The sequence below is a fragment of the Streptomyces sp. NPDC001502 genome, assembly GCF_042894785.1.
Lineage (GTDB): Bacteria > Actinomycetota > Actinomycetes > Streptomycetales > Streptomycetaceae > Streptomyces > Streptomyces kutzneri.
In genome coordinates this window covers 180398-202929 of record NZ_JBIAVW010000002.1, presented here as the reverse complement: position 1 = coordinate 202929, position 22532 = coordinate 180398, and the positions used below count along the sequence as shown (strand labels likewise).

At 73.3% G+C, this 22532-nt stretch carries 15 protein-coding genes; 9 read left to right on the top strand and 6 right to left on the bottom strand.

The window, feature by feature from the left end:
• Nucleotides 1–48: 48 nt before the first annotated feature.
• On the bottom strand, nt 49–1371 hold the full coding sequence (locus tag ACFY0D_RS03270; RefSeq protein WP_390796697.1) for a wax ester/triacylglycerol synthase family O-acyltransferase: 1323 nt from the start codon (nt 1369–1371) through the stop codon (nt 49–51).
• Between the two features lie 224 nt (nt 1372–1595).
• Between ACFY0D_RS03270 and ACFY0D_RS03265 the strand changes: the two genes are divergently transcribed.
• The 3 genes from ACFY0D_RS03265 (at nt 1596) to ACFY0D_RS03255 (ending at nt 4396) form a co-directional block, all read left to right on the top strand.
• Nucleotides 1596–2687 carry a WD40/YVTN/BNR-like repeat-containing protein gene (locus ACFY0D_RS03265; protein ID WP_390796696.1) on the top strand — a complete coding sequence of 364 codons (1092 nt, stop codon included), beginning with the start codon at nt 1596–1598 and terminating at the stop codon, nt 2685–2687.
• 11 nt (nt 2688–2698) lie between these two features.
• On the top strand, nt 2699–3385 hold the full coding sequence (locus ACFY0D_RS03260) for a uracil-DNA glycosylase (RefSeq protein ID WP_389118016.1): 687 nt from the start codon (nt 2699–2701) through the stop codon (nt 3383–3385).
• A gap of 96 nt (nt 3386–3481) precedes the next feature.
• Nucleotides 3482–4396, top strand: coding sequence for a sirohydrochlorin chelatase (locus tag ACFY0D_RS03255; protein WP_390796695.1), 915 nt, complete (start codon nt 3482–3484; stop codon nt 4394–4396).
• A gap of 87 nt (nt 4397–4483) precedes the next feature.
• Here the strand turns inward: ACFY0D_RS03255 and ACFY0D_RS03250 are convergent, their stop codons facing one another.
• From ACFY0D_RS03250 to ACFY0D_RS03240, 3 genes are all read right to left on the bottom strand, one after another.
• Complete coding sequence (locus ACFY0D_RS03250) at nt 4484–5548, bottom strand: lactonase family protein (protein ID WP_390796694.1); 1065 nt, start codon at nt 5546–5548, stop codon at nt 4484–4486.
• A gap of 55 nt (nt 5549–5603) precedes the next feature.
• Nucleotides 5604–6758 carry a nitric oxide synthase oxygenase gene (locus tag ACFY0D_RS03245; RefSeq protein ID WP_390796693.1) on the bottom strand — a complete coding sequence of 385 codons (1155 nt, stop codon included), beginning with the start codon at nt 6756–6758 and terminating at the stop codon, nt 5604–5606.
• 212 nt (nt 6759–6970) lie between these two features.
• Complete coding sequence (locus ACFY0D_RS03240) at nt 6971–7564, bottom strand: GNAT family N-acetyltransferase (protein WP_390796692.1); 594 nt, start codon at nt 7562–7564, stop codon at nt 6971–6973.
• 141 nt (nt 7565–7705) lie between these two features.
• Between ACFY0D_RS03240 and ACFY0D_RS03235 the strand changes: the two genes are divergently transcribed.
• Nucleotides 7706–10003, top strand: a complete 2298-nt coding sequence (locus ACFY0D_RS03235) for a HelD family protein (protein WP_390796691.1) — start codon at nt 7706–7708, stop codon at nt 10001–10003.
• Here the strand turns inward: ACFY0D_RS03235 and ACFY0D_RS03230 are convergent.
• On the bottom strand, nt 9993–11486 hold the full coding sequence (locus ACFY0D_RS03230) for an FUSC family protein (protein ID WP_390796984.1): 1494 nt from the start codon (nt 11484–11486) through the stop codon (nt 9993–9995). The two genes, ACFY0D_RS03235 and ACFY0D_RS03230, sit on opposite strands and share 11 nt — an antisense overlap.
• A gap of 436 nt (nt 11487–11922) precedes the next feature.
• On the opposite strand from ACFY0D_RS03230, the gene ACFY0D_RS03225 reads away from it, so the two are divergent.
• The 3 genes from ACFY0D_RS03225 (at nt 11923) to ACFY0D_RS03215 (ending at nt 16763) form a co-directional block, all read left to right on the top strand.
• On the top strand, nt 11923–12393 hold the full coding sequence (locus ACFY0D_RS03225; protein WP_390796690.1) for a MarR family winged helix-turn-helix transcriptional regulator: 471 nt from the start codon (nt 11923–11925) through the stop codon (nt 12391–12393).
• Nucleotides 12394–12553: 160 nt separating this feature from the next.
• A complete protein-coding gene (locus ACFY0D_RS03220; RefSeq protein ID WP_390796689.1) occupies nt 12554–15586 on the top strand; it encodes a BTAD domain-containing putative transcriptional regulator in 3033 nt (1010 codons plus the stop codon).
• 25 nt (nt 15587–15611) lie between these two features.
• Complete coding sequence (locus tag ACFY0D_RS03215; protein WP_390796688.1) at nt 15612–16763, top strand: cytochrome P450; 1152 nt, start codon at nt 15612–15614, stop codon at nt 16761–16763.
• Between the two features lie 65 nt (nt 16764–16828).
• On the opposite strand, the gene ACFY0D_RS03210 is transcribed toward ACFY0D_RS03215, so the two are convergent.
• Complete coding sequence (locus ACFY0D_RS03210; RefSeq protein WP_382535600.1) at nt 16829–17050, bottom strand: hypothetical protein; 222 nt, start codon at nt 17048–17050, stop codon at nt 16829–16831.
• A 212-nt stretch (nt 17051–17262) separates the two neighbouring features.
• Between ACFY0D_RS03210 and ACFY0D_RS03205 the strand changes: the two genes are divergently transcribed.
• Both ACFY0D_RS03205 and ACFY0D_RS03200 read left to right on the top strand, forming a co-directional pair.
• The gene (locus ACFY0D_RS03205) at nt 17263–19146 is read left to right on the top strand and encodes a BTAD domain-containing putative transcriptional regulator (protein WP_390796687.1); all 1884 of its coding nucleotides are present in this window, start codon (nt 17263–17265) and stop codon (nt 19144–19146) included.
• Nucleotides 19147–19237: 91 nt separating this feature from the next.
• Entirely contained in the window at nt 19238–22519 is a 3282-nt protein-coding gene (locus tag ACFY0D_RS03200; RefSeq protein ID WP_390796686.1) for an amino acid adenylation domain-containing protein, read from the top strand.
• The last annotated feature ends 13 nt before the right edge of the window (nt 22520–22532 follow it).

Here is a 22532-nt window from a genome sequence, read left to right as displayed (position 1 = left end):
CGGGGATCGATCAAGTACGAGAGATACCGTACTACGAATTTCCTCGTACTACGAGACCTCTCGTACAAGCTCGTCGAGTTCCGCGCGCAGCGCCCCCGCCAGGGCTCCCAGATCCGGGACGGCCTCCGCGTCGGCGACCAGTCCGTAGTGGACCGTCCCCTTGTACGTGGAGACAGCGACGGCCAGGGACTGCCCCCGGGCCAGCGGGGCGAGCGGGTACACCTCGCGGACCGGGCTGCCGCCCAGGGTGAAGGTGAAGCCCGGCAGCGGCACGCTGGTGACCAGGATGTCGAAGAGCAGCCGGGCGGCCTGGGCCACGAGCGGGCCGCCGAGCCGGTGGCCGAGCGGATGGACGTGGTCGGCGAGCAGGGCGACGGCCCCGGCGCCGCGGGCGGGCCCGGCGTCCTTGTTGCGGTCCATGGCGGCGCGCACGCTGTCCAGGCGGCGCAGCGGATCGGATTCGGCGAGCGGCAGCCGGAGCAGATAACCGGAGAGCCGGTTCCCGGCGCCCCCCGAGCCTCCGGGCCCGCGGCGGCGGGACACCGGGATCAGCGCGCGCGGGCCCGCACCCCAGGGCTCGGGATCGCCCCGCTCCGCCAGCCAGCGCCGCAGCGCGCCCGCGACCAGGGCGATCAGCACGTCGTTGACGGTGCCGCCGGCGCCCTTGCGGACGAGGTTGACCTCGTCCAGGTCGAGTGCGAGGCCGGCCACCGCACGGGCTCCCGAGCCGGTGGAGCCCGCGGTGAGGGCCGCCGGCACCCCGAGCGGCAATCCGGCACGGGCCACGGCGGCGCCGATCTCCAAGGCCTGGCCGACGTCCTGGACCCGGGCCGCCAGGACTCCGGGGAGGCGGCGCAGGACGGAGCCGCCCCGCTGCTCGGGGACCGGGCGCACGGGCGGCCGCGGGGCCGTCGCCTCGTCGAACAGCGTGGCCGCGAGGGCCAGCGCGCCCAGGCCGTCGGCGAGGGCATGGTGGAACTTGAAGAGCACCGCGAAGGAGTCCGGATCGGGTCCGGCCAGCACGTGCGCCTCCCACGGAGGCAGCGCCCGGTCCAGCGGCCGGGCCATCAGCGGTCCGGCGGCGGCGTGCGGGACGGCCTCGTCGGTACGGACGAGGAACACGTGCCGGGCCGGGTCGAAGCCGGGGTCCGGCGACCAGGCGGCCGCGCCGACCGGCAGCAGCACGTCGCGGATCCGGCGGCGCAGGCGCGGCACGGCCGCGCAGCGGGCGGTGAGCAGGCGGGCGGCCCGCTCCGCGGCGCCGGGCCCGGTCGCATGGAAGACGGCGAGGGCACCCAGGTGCATCGGGTGGTCGGCGGATTCGATCCGCCAGAAGGCGAGGTCGAGCGGGGACAGGTGCTCGGTGGCCACATACATCCTCTCGCGTGCGGCGGCAGTGACCTGAAGTCAATCCATTACGGACACCCGCATGCAAGCAGCAATCATTTCCGGGCGGTAAATGATCGGTATTGATCTGCTCATCAGCGGCCCTGCACGGTCCGCCGGGTCACTGCCACCGGGCGGGTGCAGACTGGCCGAAAAGATACTCCGCAAGGAACGCCCGCCGAGGGCGACGAGGCCCGGAGGTACCGGCCATGGCCGACGCAGTACTGCTCGTGGGAACCCGCAAAGGACTCTTCATCGGCCGCCGCCGGGGCGATGCGCCGTGGGAGTTCGACGGGCCCCATTTCAATGCCCAGGCCGTCTACGCGGTCGCCGTCGACCGGCGCGGGCCGGCGCCCCGGCTGCTGGTCGGCGGGGACAGCTCGCACTGGGGGCCGTCCGTCTTCAGCTCCGACGACCTCGGGGCGACCTGGCGGGAGCCCGCCGCGCCCGCCGTGAAGTTCCCCCAGGACACCGGGGCCTCCCTGGAGCGGGTCTGGCAGCTGCAGCCGGCCGGCCCCGAGGCCCCCGACGTGGTGTACGCGGGGACGGAACCGGCCGCGCTGTTCCGCTCGACCGACCGGGGCGACTCCTTCGAGCTGGTCCGCCCGCTGTGGGAGCACCCGACCCGCGCGAAGTGGGTACCGGGCGGCGGCGGCGAGGGCCTGCACACGGTGATCACCGACCCGCGCGACCCGGACGCCGTGACCGTGGCCGTGTCCACCGCCGGGGTGTTCCGGACCCGGGACGGCGGGGCCAGCTGGGCGCCGTCCAACACGGGGGTCTCGGCGGTGTTCCTGCCGGACCCGAACCCGGAGTTCGGCCAGTGCGTGCACAAGATCGCCCAGGACGCGGGGGACACGGACCGGCTGTACCTGCAGAACCACTGGGGCGTCTACCGCAGCGACGACGCGGGCGGCCGGTGGACCGACATCGGCGGCGGCCTGCCCTCCGACTTCGGGTTCGCGGTCGCGGCCCATCCGCACCGGCCGGACACCGCCTACGTCTTCCCGCTCAACGCCGACTCCGACCGGGTGCCGGCCGAGCACCGGTGCCGGGTCTTCCGCACCCGGGACGCGGGCGCCACCTGGGAGCCGCTGGCGCGCGGGCTCCCGGCCGGGGACCACTACGGCACGGTGCTCCGGGACGCGCTGTGCACGGACGACGCGGACCCGGCGGGCATCTACTTCGGCAACCGCAACGGAGAGGTGTACGCCAGCCACGACGACGGCGAGAGCTGGCAACTGCTCGCCGAGCACCTGCCGGACGTCCTGTGTGTGCGGGCGGCCACGTTCGGCCAGTAGAGTGATCCACCGTGGCAGCACGACCGTTGAACGAGATCGTCGAGCCGGGCTGGGCCCGTGCTCTGGAGCCGGTGGCGGGGCAGATCGCCGCCATGGGCGACTTCCTGCGCGCCGAGATCGCGGCGGGGAGGACGTACGTACCGGCCGGGGCCAATGTGCTGCGCGCCTTCCAACAGCCCTTCGACGAGGTCAGGGTACTGATCGTCGGGCAGGATCCCTATCCCACGCCGGGACACGCGGTGGGCCTGTCCTTCTCGGTCGCCCCCGACGTACGGCCGGTACCGCCGAGCCTCGACAACATCTTCCTGGAGATGCACCGGGACATCGGCACCGGCCGCCCGGCGAACGGGGACCTCACCCCGTGGACCCGGCAGGGCGTCCTGCTGCTCAACAGGTCGCTCACGACCGCGCCCCGGCGCTCCAACGCGCACCAGGGCAAGGGCTGGGAGGCCGTCACCGACCAGGCCATCCGGGCCCTGGCCGCGCGCGGCAAGCCGCTGGTCTCCATCCTCTGGGGACGGGCGGCCCGCAACCTGCGGCCGCTGCTCGGCGAACTGCCCGTCGTGGAGTCCTCGCACCCCTCCCCCAAGTCGGCCGACTACGGGTTCTTCGGCTCCCGGCCGTTCAGCCGGACGAACGAGTTGCTGGTGGGCCAGGGTTCACAGCCTGTGGACTGGCGCTTGCCGTCCGTCAGTTGAACGTATCTGATATTCACCGGATAAATACGGACAGATGCCTCGCGGGAAGGCCCTGCCCGAACACCTTGTTCCGATAAGCCAGTAGCATGCGGCGCCATGAGCTCCCCCACTGGGCCCGCAAATGGCCTGCCCGTACGAATGCCGCGACCCCGCCAGACCGGACGGCACCGCCGGCCCGAGCCCGCGGTGGCGCCCGAGGGCGCGCCCGCGCTGGTGCTCGCCGTGCCCGGTGCCCCCTCGGCCGCCTCGCGAGGGCTCGCGGAAGAGATCATCAGCATCGGCCGCTCCGAGCTGCCGGGCCTCGACGCCCGGATCGGCTTCCTCGAAGGTGACGACGCCACCGAGTTCCCGTCCCTGTCCGGCGTGCTGACCGCCGTCGCGACCGAGCGTGTCGCGCGCGCGGAGTTCGCCCGCGCGGCCGGCCACGAGGTGCCCGCGCCGACCGGCCCGGACGCCGTGGTCGTGCCGCTGCTGGCCGGCCCCGACAGCGACCTGCTCCGCCGGATCCGCCAGGCACTGATGGACTCCTCGGCCGCCGCCGAGCTGGCCGACGTGCTCGGCCCGCACCCGCTGCTCGCCGAGGGCCTGCACGTGCGGCTGTCCGAGGCGGGCCTGGCCCGCGCCGACCGCGCCCGGCTCTTCACCGTGACCACGGCCGCCGACGGCATCGTCCTGGCCACCACCGGTGGCGAGGAGGCCGTACAGGCCGCCGGGATCACGGGCATGCTGCTCGCCGCCCGGCTCGCGGTGCCCGTCATGGCCGCCGCGCTCGACCAGGAGGGCTCGGTGGCCGCGGTCGCCGAGCAGCTGCGCCGCGAGGGCTCCACCCTGCTCGCGCTCGCCCCGTACCTGATCGGCCCGGAGGCGGCCGACGGGCTCCTGGACACCGCCTGCAAGGAGGCCGACTGCGCCACCGCCGAGGTGCTCGGCGCCTACGGCGCGCTCGGCAAGCTGGCCGTCGCGCAGTACGCCGCGGCGCTCGGAATCCCCCAGGACGCCGCCGCACACTGATCCGCCCGTACGACGCGGAGGGCCCCCGGGGGCCACGGGAGACCGTGGCCGCCGGGGGCCCTTTCGCGTGCCCCGCGCGCCCGTGTGTCAGCCGAGGACCACGCAGGTGGCCGCGGGCACGGCCAGCGAGCCGGCCCGGTGCGGCTGCCCGGTCAGCGGGTCCACCTCGAACCAGGTGACGTCCCCCGAGCGCTCGTTGGCCGCGTAGAGCCGGTTCCCCGAGGGGTCGACGGCGAGATCGCGCGGCCACGCGCCGCCGCAGTCCACGGCACCGGTGAGCTGCGGCTTCCCGGGGCCGTCGGCGAGGGAGAGGGTGACGATCGCGTCGGCCCCCCGGACGGCCGCCCAGACGAATCCGCCGTCGGGTGAGGCGACGATCGCCGAGGGGTAGGCCCGTACGGCCCCTGAGGTGCCCCCGGAGGCCATCGGAACCTCGCCGACCGGTTCCAGTTGCCCGGACGCCCCGTTCCAGCGGCAGACGGTCACCTGCGGCTCCAGCTCGTGCAGGACGTACGCCACCGCGCCCTCCGGATGGAAGGCGAGGTGGCGGGGACCGGTCCCGGCCCGCAGCGCGGTCTCGGTGTGCACCCGCAGCGCCCCGGTGGCCGGGTCGAGCGCGCAGACCCGTACCGAGTCGGTGCCGAGGTCCACGCTGAGGACCCAGCGGCCGGTCGGATCGGGCAGCACCTGATGGGCGTGCGGGCTCTCCTGCCGGCCGGTGTCGGGGCCGGAACCCTGGTGCGGCAGGACGTGGGAGGGCCCGCCGGGCCGGCCGTCGGCGGCGAGCGGGAGGCTGCTGACGCTGCCGGAGGTGTAGTTGGCGGTGAGCAGCCTGCGCCCGGCCACGCTGAGGTGGGTGGGCCCGGAGCCCCCGACGCGCATGGGTGCGCCGAGCGGGGCGAGGCCGTCGGCGGTGGGCCGGAAGGCCGCCACCTCACCCCGCTCGGTCTCGCTCACCGCGTAGAGGACGCCGGTGTCCCGGGCGAGGGCGAGGTACGACGGATCCTCGGCGGTGGCGACCGAGAGCGGGGTCAGCGCCCCGGTCTTCGGATCCACGGCCGCGATGGTCACACCGCGGCCGCCCCCCGAGGTGAAGGAGCCGATGTAGGCCCGGTGTTCGCCGCTTCGGTCCTTGCTGTCCGCGCCGCCCACAGGAAACCCCTCTCACCGCTTTCGGATCCGTCCGGAGCCGACGGTAACAGAAGGTCTAGACCAAATCCCGTCCTTGGGCCCGCTCCTGCGCGCCGGGGTGGTGGACGTAGGCCGTACTGCTGCTGCGGTCCTCGTAGGTGCGGTGGAAGACGGGGGTCGCGGAGCCGGAGATCGGCGGCACGATCCAGGACCAGTCCGCACCCACCTCGCGCCCCTTGCGCTCCTCCCGTTCCATGTGGGACAGGAAGCGCCGGGACTCGGTGTGGTGGTCGGCGATCGTGACCCCGGCGCGGTCGAAGGAGTGCAGGACGGCCCGGTTCAGTTCGACGAGCGCGCGGTCCTTCCAGAGGGACCGGTCGCTGGAGGTGTCCAGGCCCAGGCGGCGGGCGACGGCGGGCAGCAGGTTGTACCGGTCGGTGTCCGCGAGGTTGCGGGCGCCGATCTCGGTGCCCATGTACCAGCCGTTGAACGGCGCGGCTGGGTAGTGGATGCCGCCGATCTCCAGGCACATGTTGGAGATGGCGGGTACGGCGTGCCAGCGCAGCCCCCAGTCCGCCCAGCCGTCGCCGTCGCCGTCGCCGTCGCCGTCGGGATGGTCGATCGGCACCTCCAGGACGGCGTCCGCGGGGGTGTCGAACCAGCGGGGTTTGTCGTCGACGCCCTGGACCACCAGCGGCAGGAGGTCGAAGGGGGTGCCGGGGCCGCCCGACCAGCCGAGCTGGAGGAGGGCCTCGGTGAGCGGGGCGTTGCGGGCGTCGCCGACGGTTATCGACGGGTGGTCGCCGTAGCCCGCGTATCTGACCAGCTGCTCGCTCCAGATCAGCGGGCCGGGCCGGGCCGGGGTGTCCGGGGCGAAGACCGTGATCGTGGGCCTGACCCTGCCCCGGTTGGTGGCCTCGCGCAGGTGGTCGAAGCATTCGGCGGCGATGCAGTCGGCGTCGGTGAGCCCGCGGCGGTCGCGGACCCGCAGCGAGTTCCAGTAGAGCCGGCCTATGCAACGGTTACTGTTGCGCCAGGCCACTCGGGCCCCGTGGACCAGTTCCTCGGGGGTGTGCACATAAGTGCCGGTCTCGGCGAGCTCGGCTCTCACGGAGGCGAGCCGGGCGCGCGGATCACCGGCGTCCGCGTTCTCCCGGTGGAAGAGTCGGATGAACTCCTCGGCCGCTTCCCACACCTGAGCGGTGGTGGAGCGCTGTTGAAGAATTTCCATTCCGGGCGGTTACCCCCTGTCCGACCAGATCCACCCTGTACGTGCCGGATGAATGTGCAATAAACAATTACCCGTTGTACATGCCGCAGGTCAGCGTGGGGGGATCGGCAATGAGGGAGCACCCCTCTGGGTGATCCCTCATGGATCGGGCTGCGGCAGGGCGCGCGGAGGCGTACGATCCGGCACATTCCGGGAGTTGGCCGTGCGCCGGGTCAGCAGCAGGGTCGGCTCATGTAGAGCGCCTGCTCGCCGGCCGCCGGCGTGCCGCCGTACAGCGCGGTGTCGAGGCCACAGAAGGTGAATCCCATGCGCCGATAGGCGTGCACGGCAGGAGCGTTGACCGAGCTGACCTCCAACCACAGGTGCTCCGCGCCCCGTTCGCGGGCGAACCGCTCGGCGCACTCCATCAGCGCGCGGCCGATGCCGCGGCCCCGGTGACCGGGCGAGACCTCGATGTCCTCGATGGTCAGCCGCCGGTTCCAGGGGGCGTAGCCGACGGCGGCGAACCCGCAGAGCAGGTCACCGTCGAGGGCCACGAAGGTCCGCACGTCGGCGTCCGAGTCCTTCCCGCCGCCGAAGACCTGCTCGTCGTGCTCCTCCGGCGGGAACACCTTGCGCACGGGCGGGTCCACGGGCACCTCGCGGAGGAGGAAGCCGGAGCCCGCGCCGTCGCCCGAGCCGGGGTCGCTCACCTCGAAGACCGTGGCGGTGGTGAAGGAGCTGTCCAGGGCCTCGATGGCACCCGCGTCCTCGGGACGGGCGAGGCGGTAGACGATTCCGTCGGCTGAGCCGTGTGCGGTGGTCATGAGATCCACGGTACGCAAAAAATCCCCCGGCCGAATTGGCTGCCGAGGGAGAAGAGAGCGTATATTTAATGGCTCACGACTTCGCCTGAAACGAAGTCGTGAAGAAGCTTACGAGGACACCGTATCGCGGCAGGAGTGCAATTGTCAACCGAGGAATTCCGGAAAGAGCAGCAATTCGTCACCGAGCTCTACGAGCGCCTCGACGGTCTGCGTGACCAGGCCGAACGGGCGGTCGAAGGAGCGCTGCGCGATGTCGGTACCGGGTTTCAGGCGCGGCTGGAGCGGGACGTCCTGGTCGCCGAGCAGTCCGGTCTGCTTTCCGCCCTGAATGCGGGCGAGAACGGCCTCTGTTTCGGCCGTCTGGAGTTCTCCGACGGCCGGGACCACCACATCGGCCGGCTCGGAATCCGGGCCGACGACGCGGAACGCACCCCGCTCGTCCTGGACTGGCGCGCGGACGTGGCCCGCCCCTTCTACCTCGCCACCGGTCACACCCCCATGGGGCTGCGCCGCCGCCGGCACATCAGCAGCCGGGGGCGCGTGGTCACCGCGCTGCACGACGAGATCCTCGACCTGACCGACGCGGAGCGCACCGGCCACGAGGGCGCGGACGCGGACGCCGTGCTGCTCGCCGCGCTCGACGCGGCCCGGACCGGCCGGATGCACGACATCGTGCGCACCATCCAGGCCGAGCAGGACCGGATCATCCGTTCCACCCACCGCGGGGTGCTGGTCGTCGAGGGTGGTCCCGGTACCGGCAAGACCGCGGTCGCGCTGCACCGCGCCGCGTACCTGCTGTACGCCCACCGGGAGCTTCTCGCCAAGCGCGGTGTGCTGATCGTCGGACCGGGCCCGGCCTTCCTCGGCTACATCGGCGGGGTGCTCCCGGCCCTGGGCGAGACGGGCGTGCTGCTGGCCACCCCGGGTGAGCTCTTCCCCGGCGTGCACGCCACCGGCACCGACCGCCCCGGGGCGGCCGCGGTGAAGGGGCGGGCCGCGATGGCGGAGGTCCTCGCCCGCGTGGTGGCAGACCGGCAGTGCCTGCCGGAGCACGTCCCCGCGGACACCGGCGAGGAGTACGACACCGTCCCCGAGCCGGCCCTGGAGATCGACCACGAGGAGTACGGGACCCTGCTGCTGGACCGCACCATGGCCTACGAGGCGCGGGACCGGGCCCGGGCCACCGGGCTGCCGCACAACCAGGCGCGGCCCTCCTTCGCCTTCCCGGTCATCGACGCGCTCACCGCGCAGCTCGCCGACCGGCTGGGCGCCGATCCGTACGGCGGTCCGAACCTGCTGGGTTCGGACGACATCGCCCAGCTCGGCAAGGAGATCGCGACGAGCTCCGCCGTGCATGCGGCGATCGATTCGCTGTGGCCCTCCCTCACCCCTCAGCGGCTGATCGCCGACTTCCTGGCGGAGCCCACCCACCTGCCCGCGCACGAGGCCGACCTGATCCGGCGCGCGCCCTCGGCCCGGCCGGACTGGACCCCGGCCGACGTGCCGCTCCTGGACGAGGCGGCCGAGCTGCTCGGCGAGGACGACACGGCCCGGCGGGCCGCCGAGGAGCGGGACCGGCAGCGGCGCATCGCCTACGCGCAGGGCGTGCTGGACCTGTCCGAGGGCTCTCAGTCGTACGAGTTCGAGGACGAGGAGAACGAGTTCCTCGCGGCGCACGACATCATCGACGCGGAGCGGATGGCCGAGCGCCACGAGGAGGCCGACCACCGCAGTACCGCCGAGCGGGCCGCGGCCGACCGTACCTGGGCCTTCGGGCACGTCATCGTGGACGAGGCGCAGGAACTGTCGGCGATGGCGTGGCGGCTGCTGATGCGGCGCTGCCCGACCCGGTCGATGACCCTGGTCGGCGATCCGGCGCAGACGGCCGACGAGGCGGGTTGCGGCTCGTGGGAGCGGATCCTGTCGCCGTACGTGGGCGAGCGCTGGGAGCTGGTCCGGCTGGGGGTCAACTACCGCACGCCGGCCGAGATCATGGAGGTGGCGGCGGCCGTGCTGCGGACGCGTGATCCCGGCTTCGAACCGCCGCGTTCGGTACGGGCCACCGGGGTGCGGCCGTGGGCGCACGCGGCCGGCGACCTGGCGGCGGCGACCCGGGAGGCCGTGGCGCGGGAGCTGCCGGCCGAGGGTCGGCTCGCGGTGATCGCGCCGCGGGCGCGGCACGCGGCGCTGGCCGCCGTACTGCCGGGGGTACGCGCGGGCGCGGAGCCGGACCTGACCGGGGAGGTGGTCCTGCTGGACCCGCGCCAGGCCAAGGGGCTGGAGTTCGACACGGTGATCGTGGTGGAACCGGACGAGTTCCGGCCGAGCGACCTGTACGTGGCGCTGACCCGGGCCACCCAGACCCTCGGGGTGGTGCACACCGCAGGCCGGCTGCCGGCGGGGCTGGCGGACACCCCGGAGGGGCTGCTCAGGCGCTGATGACCAGCGGCGCCCGGGGGTCGGTGCGCAGCGGGGTCGCCAGTGCCACGAGGGTGTGCTCCAGGCCGTGGAGGTGGGCGAGGGCCGGTTCCGCGGCGGCGGGCCGGGGATGCGCCACGGTGGCGATCCCGGGGGTGCCGTGCGGGGCGGTCAGGGCCTCCACCGCGGCCTCCACGCGCCAGCAGGCGGCGGCCAGCCGGGCGTCGTGCGAGGCCTGCGGGTCGGCGGCGACGGCGACCAGCCCGCGCACGTCGCGGGCGCAGTCGTCGAGCAGCGCGAGCACCTGCCGGGCCCGGGCCTTGCGGGCGCGCAGCGGGCTCAGCGGGTGGACGAGCGGCGCGAGCGCCATCCGGACCCGGCCCAGCAGCAGCTCCAGCTCGGCGGCGTGCGGGGCGGGGTCGGCGTCCGGGTCGCCCGCGAGGCGGTCCAGGGCGGCCGCGGTGGAGGCGCGTACGCAGTGCAGGGCGCGCTGGATCCACGCGTCGTTGGCGGCGTGGGTGGTGACCGGAAGGATGAGCACGACGGCGAGGGCGGCGCCGAGCGCGCCGATGGCGGTCTCCTGGAAGCGCAGGAGCAGCAGGCCGGGGTGCAGGACGCCGAGGAGGCCGTAGAGCAGGCCGGCCATGACGGTGACGAAGAACATCATCCAGGAGTACGAGGGCGCGGCGGTGTAGAAGATCCCGAAGACGCATACGGCGACCAGTACGGCGGTGGGCGTGGGCGCGCCGTGCAGGGGTACGGCGATCAGCAGCCCGGCGGCGATGCCGACGACGGTGCCGAGGACGCGGCGGAAGCCCCGTACGAGGGTCTCGCCCCGGGAGGCGGTGTTCACGAAGATCCACCAGGAGGTGCCGACGGCCCAGTACCAGCGGTCGTCGGAGAGCGCCTGGCCGATGCCGAGCGCGAAGGCGCAGGCGGCGGTGGCCTGGAAGGCCTGCCGGGTGGTCGGCCGCGCGAGCCCGGTTCCGGGCAGGCCGGGCGGGGCCGCGGGGGGCGGGGTGCGCCGCTCGATGGGCCACAGCAGGAAGCGCACGGCCCCGGCGGCGAGGAGCGCCAGGCCGACGGCGGCGTACAGCTCGGGCAGTTGCCCGGGCCGGGCGTGCAGGAACTGGGTGACGAAGAACATCATGAAGCCGAAGATCCCGAGGGCGTGTCCGCGCGGGCCGAAGCGGCGGGCGTACACCCCGGCGAACACGACGGCGAGGAAGGCGGCGTCCCGGGCGAGCGGCACCCCGTGCAGGGTGGTGGCGAGGGCGAGGACGGGGAACCCGGCGACGGGCAGCAGGGCGGTGGTGAGGCGCTGGGCCCGGACGTCCGCGTCGAGCACGGTGAAGAGGGCGAGCAGGGCCGCCAGTCCCCCGGTGATGGAAGCGGTCAGGGAGAGACCGCACACCTCGGCGAGGGCTACGGCGGCGGCGACGCCGATCACCGCGCGGGCCGAGTTCCGCAGTCTCATACGCCCCGGATCCGGAGCCACGAACATCCTCTTCACGGCGGTGTGCCGCCCCCCTTGCAGTGCTGCGCGCCGGCCCGCGCCGCCCGGGGGTGGTGGGCGGCGGACGGGCACGGCGAAGGCGCCGCGCTCCGGAACCGGCTTCGTTGCCGTCCGGCGCTGCGCGGCGCCGTAAGTACATGGATACGACACAGATAAGCATCCGGGGGCCCACTGGCTCAACCGGGCTCGCGGACACTGGGCCATTGGTACACCGACTGAGCGGATTTGTCGGCCACGAGCCTACCAACGGACCAGCCCGGCGGGCACCCTCCGTCGACCCGGTCACCGCCCGGACGGGCCCGGCGTACCGCCCGGACGGGCCCGGCGCACCGGCCGGGTCGCGCGGTCGTGGCCGACTCTCGTCCACGTGACCACGCGCTGTTATCGTGCAGCGACCCGCGGGGCGTACGGAAGGGGACCGACGTTGACGCGTACGGCGGAGTCCGGGGAAGCCGAGGCGTTCAGCCGGGCCGCAGTGGCGGTCTTCCGGCTGAACGGACGGTTCACGGCGGCCCTCGACCGGCTCGCGCTCGCCTCGGGGCTCAGTGCCGCGCGCTGGCAGATACTCAGCACGGTGACGGACGAATCACTGTCCGTGTCCGCCGTGGCCCGGCGGGTGGGGACCACCCGGCAGAGCGTGCAGCGCATTGCGGACCTGCTGGTGCGGCAGGGGCTCGCGGTCTACCTGGACAATCCGGCGCACCGGCGGGCCAAGCTGCTCACCGCCACCGAGCAGGGCGTGGCCGCGAAACGGGAGATCGACTCCTGTCTCGCCGGGCTGGCGCGGCAGCTGCGCGAGGGCCTCGGCGGCGAGGACGAGATGCACCGCACGGCCGAGGTGCTGCGGGGCCTGTCCGGCGCGTTGTCGTCGATCGGATCCGACGACTCTCGGTGAGGCCCGCGCACGTGTCCACCGCTATACGGACAAGCTGGCCTGAAACTGCCCGCGTTTTTCCCAAGAGTTGACTGCACCGAGGAACGCTCTTTGCGGTACCGTTCGCGCCTGACGCGGGGTTTCAAGGCCGGGGGACCTTTTGAATCGGTTTGTCTTCAGAGTGCTGGGACCGCTGCTCGTCCAGACCGATGACGGTCCGCTGCGCATCAACGGCCGTCGCCAGGCCACGGTCCTGTCGATGCTGCTGCTCTACGCCGACCGGATCGTGTCGGTGGACACCCTGGTGGACGCCGTCTGGCCGGAATCTCCCCCGGCGACGGCCCGCAACCAGATCGCCATCTGCGTGGCCACCCTCCGCAAGACCTTCAAGCAGGCCGGGGTGACCGATCTGCTGATCACCTCTCCTCCGGGCTACCTGCTGGCCAAGGGAGAGCACCGGATCGACGTCCAGGAGTTCATGGAGCGGGCCGAGCAGGGGCGGGACGCCGCCCGGCACGGACGGACCGAGGAGGCGTGCGCGCAGTTCGAGGAGGCGCTCAGCATCTGGCGGGGCTCCGCGCTGGACGAGCCCTCCGGCTCCCGGCTGGAGGCGGAGACCACCCGGCTGGAGCAGATGCGGCTCGCGCTGATGGAGGAACGCGCCGGTCTGATGCTCCAGCTGGGCCGGCACCGCGCGCTCACCGGTGAGCTCACCGAGCTGGTGGCCCGGCACCCCCTGCGCGAGCAGTGCCGCGAACACCTCATGCTGGCCCTGTACCGGTCGGGGCAGCGGGCCGAGGCCCTCGAAGTGTTCCTGCACGGCCGCCGGTTACTCACCGAGCAGCTCGGGATCGAACCGGGTCCCGGACTGCGTCAGCTGCACGAACTGATCCTGCGCGACTCCCCCGAACTGACCCGGCCCCCCGCCACGGCGGCGCCCGCGCCGGCGGCCCTGAGCACCATCCCGGCACAACTTCCCGCGGACGTCATGGCGTTCACCGGCCGGCAAGGGGAGATGACCTCGCTGGACCGGCTCCTGAAGGAGCCCTACAACCCGCACACCCCGGCGCTGGCGACCATCGTCGGCGTGGGCGGGGTGGGCAAGACCGCTCTCGCGGTGCACTGGGCGAGCCAGGTCGCCGACCAGTTCCCGGACGGCCAGCTCTTCGCCGATCTGCGCGGGTACGACGAGGAGCACGCGCCGGTGTCCCCCGCCGCCGTGCTCGACCGCTTCCTGCGCGCCCTCGGGATCGGCGCACCCCAGATACCGGGGGATCCCGACGAGCGGGCCTCGCTGTTCCGGAGCCTGCTCAGCACCCGCAAGACACTGATCGTCCTGGACAACGTACGCTCCTTCCACCAGCTCAGACCCCTGCTCCCGGGTGGCGGACGCAGCGTGGTGCTGGCCACCAGCCGGGAGAGCCTGGGCGATCTGACGGGGGACTACACCGCGCTGACCCTGCGGCTGCGGATGCTGGAGCCGACCGAGGCGACGGCGCTGCTGATCAAACTGGCCGGGGCCGACCGGTTCGGCAGCGACCCGGTGGCGGTGGAACAGCTCGGCGCCCTGTGCGACTGCCTTCCGCTCGCGCTGCGGATCGCCGGCGCACGGCTGGCGGCCAAACCCAATCTGAGCGTACGGAGCCTGGTGGCGCGGCTGCGCGACCACCGCTCCCGCCTCGACGTGCTGAGCCCGGGCGAGGGCGGGGTGCGCGCCGGCTTCCGCCTCACCTACCGGGACCTGCCGCCGGAGACGGCCCGGATGTACCGCAGGCTCGGCCTGCTGCGCACAGCGGACTTCGCCGCCTGGGCGGGGGCGGCCGTACTGGACACCGATGTGTGGCACGCGGAGGAACTGATCGACCACCTGGTCGACGCGCAGCTGCTGGAGGTGGCCGACGCCGAGCCGGGGCGGGCCGCCCGCTACCGGTTCCAGGACCTGCTGCGGCTGTTCGCCCGCGAACGGGCGGAGTCGGACGAGCCGGAGGGGGAGACCGACGCCGCGCTGGAGCGGGCCTTCGCGTCCTGGCTCTGGCTGGCCGAGGAGGCACACCGGCGGATCGACGGACGGGAGTTCCCGGTGGGCCGGACACCGGCACCGGCCCCGCGCTTCCTGCCGGAGCTGGCCGACGAGCTGCTGGCCACGCCGATGGACTGGTTCGAGTCGGAGCGCACGGCCGTCACGGACCTGGTGGCGCACGCGGCGGAGACGGGACGGGCGCGGTACGCGTGGACGCTGACCGAGAGTGCGGTCCCGCACTTCGAGACGAAGAACTACCTGGAGGACTGGCAGCGCTGCGCCGAGCAGGCGCTGGCCTCGGCCCGGCGCACCGGCGACGCACCGGGCGAGGCGACGATGCTGCGGCTGCTGGGGTCGCTGGCGATCTACCAGCGGCGGTACGAGCAGGCCGAGGGCTGGAACATGGCCGCGCTGCGGCTGCTGCGCAACACCGGTGACGTGGGCGGGGCGGCGCTCGCCCAGCGCAACCTGGCCATGTGCGCGCGTTTCCAGGGGGACTGGGAGCGGGCCCTGGAGTACTGCGAGGCGGCCCTCAGCGGTTTCCACGCGTCGGGTGACATCGGGAACGAGGCCCATCTGCTCGGCTTCCAGGCGCAGATCGAGCTGGACCGGGGCAACGTGGGGGGCGCGCTGCCGCTCGCGGAGCAGGCGGTGGCGCTGAGCCGGCGTACCGGATCGGTGCGGGCGGAGGCGCAGAGCGTGTACCGGCTGGCCGAGGTCCGGCTGCGCGCGGGAGACCTGGGCGAGGCCGCGGAGGCCTTCGGCGCGGTACTGCGGCTGACCCGGGGCGAGGGCGACCGGGTCGGGGAGGCGCACGCACTGCGGGGACTGGGGCAGACGCAGTGGAGCCAGGGCCTGCTGTCGGCGGCCGGAGGGACGCTGCGGCAGGCCCTGGAGATCACGGATGAGCTGGCGGACCGTTTCCTGTACGCCCGGGTGGAGACCGATCTGGGATGTGTGGAGGCGATCGGCGGCCGCTCGGCGGAGGCGGCGGAGAGGTTCCGGCGGGCACGGGCCGCGTTCGGCGAGGTCGGGGCACAGCCCTGGCGCGCGCAGGCGGACCGGCTGCTGGCGGCGGTCCAGGGCGCGGCGGGCGAGCCGGACGGTGCGGGCGCCGGTGAGCTGCCGCATCGTTCCTTCACGGCGGCGGAATTGACCTTGCTGCTGACGCATCCGGAGGACGACAAGGCCTAGGCCGTCTCTATCGGAGGGGAGCCTCGTGGTCGAGGAAACCCCCTGGCAGCAGGCCCTCCGCTACGCCAACCGCGCCGATCCGTACCCCTTCTACGAAGAACTGCGCAAGACACCGGTGGCGCGGCAGCCGGACGGAACCTATGTCGTCAGCACCTACCGGGAGATCGTCACGCTGCTGCATGACCCCCGGGTCAGTTCGGATCCGCGGAAGGGTCCCGCCCCGGCCTCGGCCCGGGCGGAGGGCCCGCCCCATGCGCCCGACCTGATCTCCGACCTGGAGCCCGAGATCCGCCGCATCGTGGACGGCCTCCTGGACCACATGCGGGGCGAGACCCGGATCGATGCCGTCGACGAGTTCGCCTATCCCCTGCCGGTGACGGTGATCTGCAAGGTGCTGGGCGTGCCGCTGGAGGGCGAGCCACGCTTCCACCGCTGGATCGAGACCGCCCTGGACGCCTGGGAGTACGGCCCCGAGACCGCCTCCGCGGAGTTCCAGGCTCGGCTGGCCGGGGGCAATCAGGCCGTGCAGGAGTTCGGACGGTTCGCGGCCGAGCTGTACGACCGGTACGCCCGGCAGCCCGGCCCGGGCATGCTCTCGGCGATGGTGAACGAGGGCGGCCCGGAGGGACGGATGTCCAAGGGCCTGCTCACGAGCAATGCCCTGCTCCTGATCTTCGCCGGGCATGAGACCACGGTCAATCTCATCGCCCACAGCGTGCTCACCCTGCTGCGGCACCCCGACGCGCTCGAGAAGCTGCGCCGCCGGCCCGAGCTGATCGTGCCCGGGGTGGAGGAGCTGCTGCGCTTCGAGGCGTCGGTGCAGTTCTGGCCCACCCGCTCCGCCGTGGAAGACATCGACATCGCCGGCATCACCATCCCGAAGGGGGCACCGATCTTCCTGGCGTACGGCTCGGCGAACCGCGACCCGGAACAGTTCACCGACCCCGACGAGCTCGACCTGGAGCGCCGCGACAACCAGCACCTCGGATTCGGCCAGGGCATCCACTTCTGCTTCGGCGCTCCGCTCGCGCGGCTCGAAGTCCAGAACGCGGTCGGCGCGTTCGTCCGCCGGGTGGAGAACCCCCGGCTCGTCGAGGACCCGCCGCCGTACCGGCGCACCCAGATCTTCCGCGGACCGCGGCACGTCCTGGTCGACATCGACGGCATCCGCGACTGACCCGGTGGGAGCGGGCAGGCCGCGTACCGTCGGCGGCCGGGCCGGGCCGGGCGGGGCGGGGCGGGTCAGCCCCAGGGCATGTCGCCGTGCTTGCCGGCGGAGCCGGGGTGCGGGGGGACCAGCGGCTTGACGACGCCCCAGGGCATGTCGTCGTCGGCCTGCGTGGTGGTGTGCGTGTCCGCCAGGACGGCCGACGCTCCCCCCGCGCCGACGAACACCCCCGCAAGAACGAGCAGGCAGGCCGCCGCCGTCGTGTTCGCCGTCTTCACCGTCCGCGTGCTGCGCATCTGGGAATCCCCTCTCGGTGGAGCATCACTGCCGCTCGCTGCGGCACGAATGGAACAGTAGGGACGCCTCCTTTTTCTTCTGTGTTCCATCGATTTCGTGACCCGGGCCGCCCTCGAAATCGCCACGATATCGAGGAGACAACGCACTCCACTAGCTTCGTTCAGAGATTCTTCTCCATGAATCACGGACGGGGCGGTACATGGAATTCCGAGTGCTCGGGCCAGTCGAGGTACGGCGGGACGGCCGCCGGGTCGCGTTCTCCGGGGCGAAGCTGCACACCGTGCTCGCGGCGCTCCTCGTGGCCCGTGAAGAGGTGATCTCCGACGAACGGCTGTGCCGGCTGCTGTGGGGCTGGGCGCCGCCGGCCACCGTCAGCGCACAGCTCTACACCTATGTTTCCCGCTTGCGCAAGATTCTCGGCGACGATGTTCTGATCGATCGTCGACCACCCGGATATGCCATGAGCATCGGTAATGCGACCCTTGACCTGAGCGAATTCGAGAAGCTGGCGCTCGGCGGCCGCGAGGCGCTGATCGCCGAGGACTTCGAAAAGGCCGGTGAGCTGCTGCGCGGCGCCCTGGCCCGGTGGAACGGCCTGCCCTTCGCCAACGCCACGGAATACCTCGCCGACGCCGAGGCGCCGCGGCTCACCGAGGCCCGGGCGGTCACTCTGGAGCACCGCATCGCGGCCGATCTCGCGCTGGGCCGGCACGAGCAGATCACCGGCGAGCTCACCGGCCTGGTCGCCGAGTTCCCGCTGCGCGAGCGCATCCGGTGCCAGCTGATGACCGCCCTGTGCCGGTCGGGGCGGCAGGCGGACGCCATCCACCTCTACCACCACGGCCGCGCGGTGCTCGCCGACGAGCTGGGAGTGAACCCCGGCGAGGAGCTCCAGGCCACCTACCGGGCGCTGCTGGAGGGCACGCTGGACCGGCAGCCGCGCTCCGCCCCCGCCGTCCTGGCCGGCCCCCGGCGGGACGCGTCCGGCCGCCCGGACGGCGCACCGGCCATGCTGCCCCCCGACACCGTCGACTTCACCGGCCGGGAGCCCGAACTGGAGCTGCTGTGCCGTGCGCTGGCCCCCGATGCGCAGGGTTCCGGGCGGCCCCGCCGGGTCCTGGTCACCGGTATGGCCGGGCTCGGCAAGACCGCCCTGGCCGTCCACGCGGCCCACCGCTGCCAGCGGCACTTCCCCGACGGGCAGTTGTACGCCGACCTGCGCGCGCCCGACGGCACTCCCCGGCACCCCACCCGGGTGCTGCGCGCGCTGCTGCGCGCGCTGGGGCCGATGGACGACGTACCGGCCACCGAGGACCAGGACCAGCTGGTCCGGCTCTACCGGGAGCGGACCCGGGGCCGGCAGCTGCTGATCGTGCTGGACAACGCCTCCGGGGCGGCCCAGTTGGGGCCGCTGCTGCCCAACACCCCGGAGCCGGCGGTCCTGGTCACCGGGCGGACCGCGCTGCCCACCGTGGCGGGGGCGCACACCGTGGCCCTCGCTCCCCTGGCGCCCCGGGACTCGCTGGAGCTGCTCTCGGCCGCGGCCGGTCCCGCCCGGGTGGCCTCGGCACCCGGTGCGGCGTCCGCGATCGTCGAGCACTGCGCCGGTCTGCCGCTGGCCCTGCGGATCGTCGGGACCCGGATCGCCGCCCGGCCGCACTCCACCCCGGACCGGCTGGCCCGCCGGCTGGCGGATCCCGTCACCCGGCTTCGGGAGCTGCACTCGGGCGATCTGGACGTGCACGGCTCGCTGCTGCCGTCCTGGCGGGCGCTGGACCCGGAGGTGCGGGCGGTGTTCCCGGCGCTGGCCGCGCTCGGCCCGCAGCCGTTCCCGGCCGCGGCTGCGGCGATGTCGCTGAGTCTGCCGGAGACCGAGGCCGAGCGGCTGCTGGAGGCGCTCGCCGACGCGGCCCTGCTGGAGGTCAGCGGCGCGGACGAGTGGGGCCAGCCCTGCTACCTGTTCCATCCGCTCGTACGGCTCTTCGCGCTCTCCCTGGGCGAGGGGGCCGCGCCCGATCACGGGCCCGCCGCCACCGCCGCCGCCACCGCCGCCGCCCGGACGGAACATAACCGGCGGCTAACTCACCGCCCCTAGCCTCGCCCTGCCCCGCAGCAGGGCGCTCCGGCCCGTCACCACCCCAGGCAAGCACCAGCCAACGGCCCGTAACACCGAATGGAGTTGGACCATGACCGAGCTCCTGCCCGCTCGCGCGGACAGTGCCGCGTCCTTCCCGATGACCGAGACGCAGCAGGCACTGATGATCGGGCGAGGTGAAGCGGTCGAGCTGGGCGGTATCGGCTGCTACGGATACTTCGAATGGGAGCGTGCGGACCTCGATCCCGAGCGTTTCGCCGCCGCCTGGCGCAAGGTGGTCGCCCGCCACGACATGCTCCGCGCGATCGGCCGCACGGACGGCACCCAGTGGGTGCCGGCCGACCCGCTGCCCTTCGAGATACCGGTCGTGGACCTGAGCGGGCTGTCCGCCGACGCCTCGCGGGAGCGGCTCGCCGCGCTGCGGGACGAGATGAGCCACGTGGTCTTCCCGGTGGGCAGCTGGCCGCTGTTCGACCTGCGGATCATCCGGCTGGGCGGTCCGGGGAACCTGAGCCGGGTCCACCTCGGGATCGACCTGCAGGTGCTGGACGCCTCCAGCGCCTTCCAGGTGCTCTTCCCCGAGCTGGTCGACCTGTACGAGAACCCGGACGCCGAACTCCCGGAGCCCGGCATCAGTTTCGCGGAGTACGCCCGCTGGCGCGCCGACGCCCTGCCGCACACCGAGGCCTTCCGCGCCGCCCGCGACTACTGGGTGGAGCGCGTCCCCACCCTGCCGCCGGCCCCCTCGCTGCCCACGGGCGGCTCCGCCGGCGGCGGGCACGAGGTGCGCTTCGACCGGCGCGAGCACCGCCTCTCCCCCGCGGACTGGCAGCGCTTCTCGGCACGGGCGCGCGAAGCCGGGCTGACGCCGTCGGTCCTGCTCACCGCCGCCTTCGCCGAGGTGGTCCGGTGCTGGGCGGAGGAGTGCGACTTCACCATCAACTACCCGATCTTCCAGCGCCCGGCGGTGCACCCGGACATCACCGGCGTCCTCGGTGACTTCACCAACGCCGTGATGCTCGCCGCCGACGGTTCGGGCGCGACCTTCCTGGACCGGGCGCACGCCCTGCGCGACCAGCTCGCCCGCGACGCGGAGCACGGCGCCTTCAACGGCGTCCGCGTACTGCGCGAGCTGACCCGGCTGCACGGGGTGGGCGCGCAGGCCGGCATGCCGGTGGTCGTGACCAGCCTGCTCGACTACCCGGTGCGCAGGCCCGTCACGGACCTGGGCCGGGAGGTGTACTCGATCTCGCAGACCCCGCAGGTCTCGCTCGACGTACAGCTGCGCGAACTGGCCGGTGAGCTGCGCGTCATCTGGGACTTCGTCGACGGGGCGTTCGCGCCCGGCTTCGTCGACGCCGCCTTCGGCGTGTACGTGGACCTCCTGGAGCGGCTCACGCGGGACCCGGAGTCCCTGCACACCCGGCGCTTCGACCTGGTCCCGGCGGCCGAGCGGACGCTGCGCCGCCAGGTCAACGACACCGCCGGGCAGATCCCGTACACCACCTTGCACGAGCTGTTCGCCCAGCAGGTGGAGCGCACCCCCGGCGCCGAGGCCGTGGTGGACGCCTCCGGGCGGCGGCTGAGCTACGCCGAGCTGGCCTCGTACGCCTGGCGGATCGGGCACACGCTGCGGGACCACGGGGCGGCCCCGGGCGAGCTGGTCGCCGTGGTGATGGAGAAGGGCTGGGAGCAGTACGCCGCCGTGTACGGGATCCTCGCCTCCGGCGCCGCCTATCTGCCGCTGGACCCGTCCGTGCCGCCGGAGCGGCTGCGCCGCCTGCTCACCGAGGCCAAGGTGGACCGGATCCTCACCCAGTCCTGGCTGGACTCCCGGATCAGCTGGCCCCCCACGGCCCGCCGCTACCGGGTGGACAAGGACTTCGAGTCCGGGACCGACGCCCGGCCCGACACGGCGCAGACGCCGGCGGACCTCGCGTACACGATCTTCACTTCGGGCTCGACCGGCGAGCCGAAGGGCGTGATGGTCGACCACATCGGCGTGGTCAACCTGATCCGCGACGTGGCGACACGCTTCGAGGTCGGTGCGCGGGACCGGCTGCTGGCCATCTCCGGGCTGCACTTCGACGCCTCGATCTACGACGTGTTCGGGGTGCTGACGCAGGGCGGGACCGTGGTGCTGCCGCCGCCGTTCGAGCACGCCGAGCCCGACGTCTGGGCCGATCTGGTCCAGGCCGAGCAGGTCACCCTGTGGAACTCCGTGCCCGTGCTGATGGAACTGCTGGTCGGCGAGGCCGAGGTGCGCGAGCGGCGCGGCGGCGGCCGGCCACTGGAGTCCCTGCGGCTGTCCGTGCTCTCCGGCGACTGGATCCCGCTGACGCTGCCGGACCGGCTGCGGGCGCAGAGCCCCCGGATCCAGGTGGTGGGTTCGGGCGGTCCGACCGAGACGATCTGCTGGTCGCTGTTCCAGCCGATCGACGAGGTCGACCCCTCCTGGACGAGCATCCCGTACGGCAAGCCGATCACCAACCAGCGGTACTACATCGTCGACCGGGCCGCCTACGAGCGCCCGCTCGGGGTGGTCGGCGAGATGGCCGTGGCGAGCGACGTCGGCCTTGCGCTCGGCTACTGGAACGACGCGGAGCGCACCGCGAACCGCTTCGTGCACCTTCCGGAGAGCGGCGAACGCGCCTACCTGACCGGTGACCTGGGCCGGTACCTGCCGGACGGCAGCATCGAGATCCTCGGCCGGGACGACTTCCAGGTGAAGATCCAGGGCCACCGGATCGAGCTCGGCGAGATCGAGGCCGTGCTGCGCCAGGACGCCGAGGTCGAGGCTGCCGTGGTGGTGGCCCCGGCCAGCGCGCACGGGGTGCGGCGGCTGCACGCCTTCGCCGTGGCCGGAGCCGAGGCGGCCGGGCCGGTGCTGGAGCGGCTCGCCGCGCAGCTTCCCGGCTACATGGTGCCGGCCGCGCTGACCGTGCTGGAGGAGCTGCCGCTGACCCGCAACGGCAAGGTCGACCGGCTGCTGCTGGCCTCCTCCGCCGGGCGGCAGCAGCAGTCCGCCGACGAGGCGGCCGTACGGGATGCCGGGGACGGGCCGGGCAGCGCGCTGGAGCTCGTGCTGTGCGCGGCGGTCGCCGACATCCTCGGCCTCGACGGGGTGGCGCCCGGTGACAACTTCTTCAGCCTGGGGGGCGATTCGCTCAGCGGTACCCGGCTGGCCGGTCTGCTCAAGGAGCTGCTGGGGGTGCCGGTGCCGGTGAAGACCGTGTTCCAGAACCCGCTGATCTCCGAGCTGGCCGGGAAGATCGCCGCGGACGAGCAGCACGGCGCGGAGGCGGTCGCGGCCGCCGAGGCCTTCGGCGAGCTGGAGGCCGACGAGACGGACACCGCCGATGCGGACGGTTGAGGACACGAGCCGG

Excerpts from the sequence above, each read along its gene's own strand:
- ACFY0D_RS03265 (WP_390796696.1), top strand. The coding sequence starts at position 1,596 with ATGGCCGACGCAGTACTGCTCGTGGGAACCCGCAAAGGACTCTTCATC.
- ACFY0D_RS03255 (WP_390796695.1), top strand. The coding sequence starts at position 3,482 with ATGAGCTCCCCCACTGGGCCCGCAAATGGCCTGCCCGTACGAATGCCG.
- ACFY0D_RS03245 (WP_390796693.1), bottom strand. The coding sequence starts at position 6,758 with ATGGAAATTCTTCAACAGCGCTCCACCACCGCTCAGGTGTGGGAAGCG.
- ACFY0D_RS03240 (WP_390796692.1), bottom strand. The coding sequence starts at position 7,564 with ATGACCACCGCACACGGCTCAGCCGACGGAATCGTCTACCGCCTCGCC.
- ACFY0D_RS03230 (WP_390796984.1), bottom strand. The coding sequence starts at position 11,486 with ATGTTCGTGGCTCCGGATCCGGGGCGTATGAGACTGCGGAACTCGGCC.
- ACFY0D_RS03210 (WP_382535600.1), bottom strand. The coding sequence starts at position 17,050 with ATGCGCAGCACGCGGACGGTGAAGACGGCGAACACGACGGCGGCGGCC.
- ACFY0D_RS03200 (WP_390796686.1), top strand. The coding sequence starts at position 19,238 with ATGACCGAGCTCCTGCCCGCTCGCGCGGACAGTGCCGCGTCCTTCCCG.